Origin of the sequence: uncultured Veillonella sp. (assembly GCF_915069625.1) — a bacterium.
In the GTDB taxonomy this organism is placed as follows: domain Bacteria; phylum Bacillota; class Negativicutes; order Veillonellales; family Veillonellaceae; genus Veillonella.
Genome location: NZ_CAJZFD010000143.1, coordinates 1 through 5,509, shown reverse-complemented (window position 1 = coordinate 5,509; position 5,509 = coordinate 1). Strand labels below are relative to the sequence as shown.

Genomic DNA, 5,509 nt, shown 5'->3' with positions numbered 1-5,509 from the left:
GATGATATGCCGGATTACGAACCACGTGGGTGCCCTCGTGGTGCGACATTCTCTTGGTATCTCTATAGCCCATTGCGCGTAAAATATCCTTATGTACGCGGCGAATTGGCTGAGCTTTGGAGAGAAGCGAAAAAGCATGCTAAGAACCCAATCGAAGCTTGGAAATCTATCGTAGAAGATCCTGAAAAAGCGAAAAAATACAAATCTGCCCGTGGTATGGGTGGCTTTGTGCGCTCCACATGGGATGAAGCAACAGAAATTACTGCTGCATCCTTATTATATACAGCGAAAACATACGGCCCTGACCGCAACGCAGGCTTCTCTGTAATTCCAGCGATGTCCATGTTGTCTTATGCAGCAGGTGCTCGTTTCCTTAACTTAATGGGTGGTACACCATTGTCCTTCTATGACTGGTATGCCGATTTACCACCTTCTAGCCCTCAAGTTTGGGGTGAACAAACTGATACTCCTGAATCTGGTGACTGGTACAATGCTGGTTACATCATGACTTGGGGTTCCAATGTACCATTGACTCGTACGCCAGATGCTCACTTCTTGACAGAGGTTCGTTACAAAGGTACTAAAGTTGTATCCGTATCCCCTGACTATGCGGAATCCACAACTTCTTCCGATGCTTGGCTCAATGTAAAAGCCGGCACTGATGCGGCTCTTGCTATGGCAATGGGTCACGTTATCTTAAAAGAATATTACATCGATAAAGAAACTCCATACTTCAAAGAGTATGCAAAAGAGTTTACTGATATGCCATTCCTTGTACGCGTTGAAGATATCAATGGCACTGTACAACCAGGCCGTTTCTTGAATGCTAAGGACTTAGGTCGCCAAGAGGAAGGCGCAGACTTCCAAATGGTATTGATCGATGAACTTACAAATGAAATCGTTGTTCCTAATGGTACGATGGGTGAACGTCACACGAACCCTCAAAAATGGAATTTGCGTCTTGAAAACCGCGATACAGGGGCTAAAATTGACCCACGTTTATCCGTATTTGATCAACGCGAAGATGTGACTGTTGTTAAGTTGCCATACTTTGGTGATGAAGAGCACGAAGGCGTTATTGAACGTGCTATTCCAACGATTACAGTACAAACTGTTGATGGTCCTGTAAAAGTAACTACAGTATATGACCTCATCCTTGCTAACTACGGTATCGACCGTGGTATCGGTGGTGAAGTGGCTAAAGCGTACACTGATGACACTCCATACACACCAACATGGCAAGAAAAAATCACTGGCGTAAAAGCAGATATCGCTATTGCTACAGCTCGCGAATTTGCAGATAATGCAGAAAAAACTAAAGGTCGCTCCATGATTATCATGGGTGGTGGTATTAACCACTGGTACCATGCAGATATCATTTACCGCACAATCTTGAACCTCATTATGTTCTGTGGTACAGAAGGTGTTAACGGTGGTGGCTGGGCTCACTACGTAGGTCAAGAAAAACTTCGTCCTGTTGAAGGCTGGGGCGGTATCATGACAGCTAACGACTGGAGTAAAGCTCCTCGTTTGCAAAATGGTACATCTTGGTTCTACTTTGCTACAGAACAATATCGTTCTGATTGCATCGATTTGGCAGACCGCGTGTCTAAATTAGCTAAACCTCGTTACCGTCACCCTGGTGACTACAACGTATTGGCTGCACGTTTAGGTTGGTTGCCATCTTACCCTACTTTCAATAAAGGCAGCCAAGAATTGATTAACGATGCTCGTGCAGCAGGTGCTGGTACAGAAGCAGAAATTAATCAATATGTAGCGCAAGCATTGAAAAACAAAGAATTACAATTCTGCGTAGAAGATCCAGCGGCTAAAGAAAACCACCCACGCAACTTGTTTGTATGGCGTGCGAACCTTATCGGTTCTTCCTCTAAAGGCCATGAATATTTCTTGAAACATTTACTTGGTACAAAACATGGTGTTCTCGAAGATGATGACGCACCAGTAAAACCAGAAGAAATCAAATGGCGCGAAGCAGATGAAGCTGGTAAACTTGACCTCTTAATCGACATCGACTTCCGTATGGCTTCTACAGGTTTGTACTCTGATATCGTATTCCCTGCAGCTACATGGTATGAAAAAGAAGACTTGTCTTCTACAGACATGCATCCATATGTACACGTATTCCAAGCAGCTGTTGATTGCGCATGGGAAACTAAATCTGACTGGGATACATTCCGTACCCTTGCAGAAACAGTATCTCGCGTAGCGAAAGAGTCTGGCTTCACAGAATATGAAGATATCGTAGCATTACCTCTTGGTCATGACAGCCCAGGTGAAGTGGCACAACCAGAAGGTAAGGTTCTCGATTGGAGCAAAGGCGAATGTGAACCAATTCCTGGTAAAACAATGCCGAACCTCGTTCATGTAAAACGTGATTATAGTAAAATCTTTGAAAAATACATTGCGTTGGGACCTAATATTGAAAACAAAATGGGTGCTCATGGCATGGCGTGGGATGTATCTGATGAATACAAGACATTATATGATCAAAATGGTATCATCGATAATCCAGAATTCATTTCTCATGGCCGTCCTAGCATTTACGAATGTAAGGAAGCTTGTAATGTTGTATTAACATTATCTTCTTGTACAAATGGTAAATTGGCTGTTCGATCTTGGAAAGCTATGGAAGAAAAAACAGGTCTTTCTGGTCTTGAAAAGAACGCAAAAGGTCGCGAACAAGAAAAAATTACTTTCGATGATATGGTTCGCCAACCACGCTTCATCATTAGCTCTGTAACAAGTACTGGTAAGAACGATAAAAACCGTCGTTATTCTCCATTTACTACATCTACAGAAGATAAGGTACCATTCCGTACCGTAACAGGTCGTCAATCCTTCTATTGCGACCATGAAATGATGCGCGATTACGGTGAAGCTATGGCGTTGTACAAACCTGTATTGTCCTATAAACCAGTACAAGGTGACTACAAACAAGAAGGTATCCCTGAAATCACATTGAAATACTTAACACCACATCATAAGTGGTCTACACATAGTATGTATTTCGATAGTCAACAAATGTTAACATTGTTCCGTGGTGGTCAAACAATTTGGCTTAACGAAGATGATGCAGCAGAAATTGACGTTAAAGATAATGATTGGGTAGAAGCTTTCAACAAAAACGGTATCGTTGCAGCTCGTGCTGTAGTTTCCCCACGTATTCCTCGCGGTATTTCCTATATGCACCATTCCCAAGACCGTCACATCAACGTTCCTGGCGCGAAGGTTAAGAAACAACGCGGTGGTACGCATAATGCACCAACTCATATTCACATGAAACCGACACACATGATTGGCGGTTATGGCCAATTGAGCTATGGCTTTAACTACTATGGCCCAACTGGTAACCAACGTGATATGACAATTGTGGCTCGTAAAATGAAGGAGGTAGATTGGCTTGAAGATTAAGGCTCAAGTATCTATGGTCCTAAATTTGGATAAGTGTTTGGGTTGTCATACATGCTCTATCACTTGTAAAAATACATGGACGAACCGCGAAGGCGCGGAATATATGTACTTCAATAACGTGGAAACTCGCCCAGGCGTAGGTTATCCACGTCATTGGGAAGACCAAGAAAAATGGAAAGGCGGCTGGACATTAGATAATTCTGGTAAATTGGCTCTTTCTACAGGTTCTAAAACAAACCGTTTGATGAAATTATTCTTCCATCCTGAACAACCAGAATTGAAGGATTACTTCGAACCCTGGACATATGACTATGAAACATTGATTCATGGTGGTCGTAAAAACAACCAACCAGTTGCTCGTCCTCGTTCCCTTGTGACTAAACAAAAAATGGAAGTTACTTGGGGTCCTAACTGGGATGACGATTTAGCAGGTGGTCAACATGCTCGTTCCGATGTGAACTTGGCTAAGATGGGCGAAGATATCGTATTTGATTACGAAGAAGTATTCATGCGTTACTTGCCACGTCTTTGTAACCACTGCTTGAACCCTGCATGTGTAGCTGCATGTCCATCTGGCGCAATCTACAAACGCGATGAAGATGGTGTAGTTCTTGTATCTCAAGACGTATGTCGCGGTTGGAGACATTGTGTTCCATCTTGCCCATACAAAAAAATCTTCTACAACTGGGAAACAAATAAAGCTGAAAAATGCGTATTCTGTTACCCACGTTTGGAAAATGGCTTGCCTCAAATCTGTGCTGAAACATGCGTAGGTCGTATGCGCTACGTAGGTGTTGTATTCTACGACATGGACAAAGTCGAAGAAATGGCAGCTACAAAAAATGAACAAGATATTTACGAAAATACAGTAGAGTTAATTTTGGATCCTCATGATCCTGAGGTTATCAAAGCAGCTCGTGCAGAAGGTATCTCCGAAGCATGGATTAAAGCAGCTCAAAAATCTCCTGTATACAAACTTGTAAAAGAATGGGGCGTGGCATTGCCATTGCATCCTGAGTACCGTACATTGCCAATGGTTTGGTATGTGCCACCACTCAGCCCAATCTTGCAACGTGTAACATCTGATGTATACTTGCCAGATGCACACGAAATGCGCGTGCCTGTACAGTACTTAGCTAATCTGTTTACAGCAGGTAATACAGAAATCTTAGCTCGTACATTGCAACGTGTTCTCGACATGCGTGAATACATGCGCCGTCGTGAAACAGGTGATGGTCCTATCGAACACAAAGTTGATTTAACAGAAGATCAAATGTACGCTATGTATAAATTGTTGGCATTGTCCAAATACAATGATCGCTTTGTTATCCCATCTGATGTTAAAGTATCTCGCGAAGGTCGCCTAGAAATGCAACAAAATCGCGGCTTTGCTTGCCCTACAGGGGGATGTCAATAATGAAGGATGCTCAGAAAATCGCTCTTATTGCGTCATTTCTTCTACGCTATCCTGATGAACAATGGTATAACGAATTACCTGAATGGAGAGAGGACGCCCAATCCGTTGGGCATCCTCAACTTCGCCAAGGTTTATTAGAATTCTTCGACTATGTAGAGGAATCCAATAAAAAAGAATTTGAAGACCAATATGTTCGTACCTTTGATTTCAGTCAAAATACAACAATGTATTTGTCCACTTATGAGTTACAAGGTACAGGGGAACAAGCGGAAGAACTCGTAAAATTTAAAGCTTTCTTCCTCGAAAACGACTATGATTTGCCAAAAGAAATGCCTGATTATATTCCAGCACTTCTTGAGCTATGTGCCGTTATCGATGATGAAAAATCAAAAGAAATTTACGACTATTGTAAGCCAAAATTGGAATACATTAGAGAACGCTTCATTGAGGCTAAACTGCCTTATGCATTCTTGTTTGATATTATCTTGTCTGTTGCAAATGGATTGGAGGACGGTGCACGATGAATCTATTCCTTTGGGGCGCTTTGCCTTACATCGCATTCACCTTCTTAATCGTAGGTACCTTGGTTCGTTTCTTCTATTTTGAAAGAAACTGGACTACAAAATCGAGTGAATTTTTAGAGAAAAAACAATTGCGCAT

At 42.2% G+C, this 5,509-nt stretch carries 4 protein-coding genes; all 4 read left to right on the top strand.

What is annotated here, in order from left to right:
* Positions 1-3,432, top strand: a 3,432-nt coding sequence (locus QZ548_RS07640; protein ID WP_295869468.1) for a nitrate reductase subunit alpha, incomplete at its 5' end; no start/stop codon positions are given.
* Positions 3,422-4,849 (top strand): nitrate reductase subunit beta, encoded by a 1,428-nt coding sequence (narH, locus tag QZ548_RS07635; RefSeq protein WP_077708023.1) that lies wholly within the window; start codon positions 3,422-3,424, stop codon positions 4,847-4,849. The genes QZ548_RS07640 and narH, both read left to right, overlap by 11 nt.
* Positions 4,849-5,373: a nitrate reductase molybdenum cofactor assembly chaperone gene (gene narJ, locus QZ548_RS07630; RefSeq protein WP_295869465.1), complete on the top strand. Its 525-nt coding sequence runs from the start codon at positions 4,849-4,851 to the stop codon at positions 5,371-5,373. The genes narH and narJ overlap by 1 nt, the downstream gene beginning before the upstream one ends.
* The coding region (locus tag QZ548_RS07625; protein ID WP_295869470.1) for a respiratory nitrate reductase subunit gamma at positions 5,370-5,509 on the top strand (140 nt) is incomplete at its 3' end. The genes narJ and QZ548_RS07625, both read left to right, overlap by 4 nt.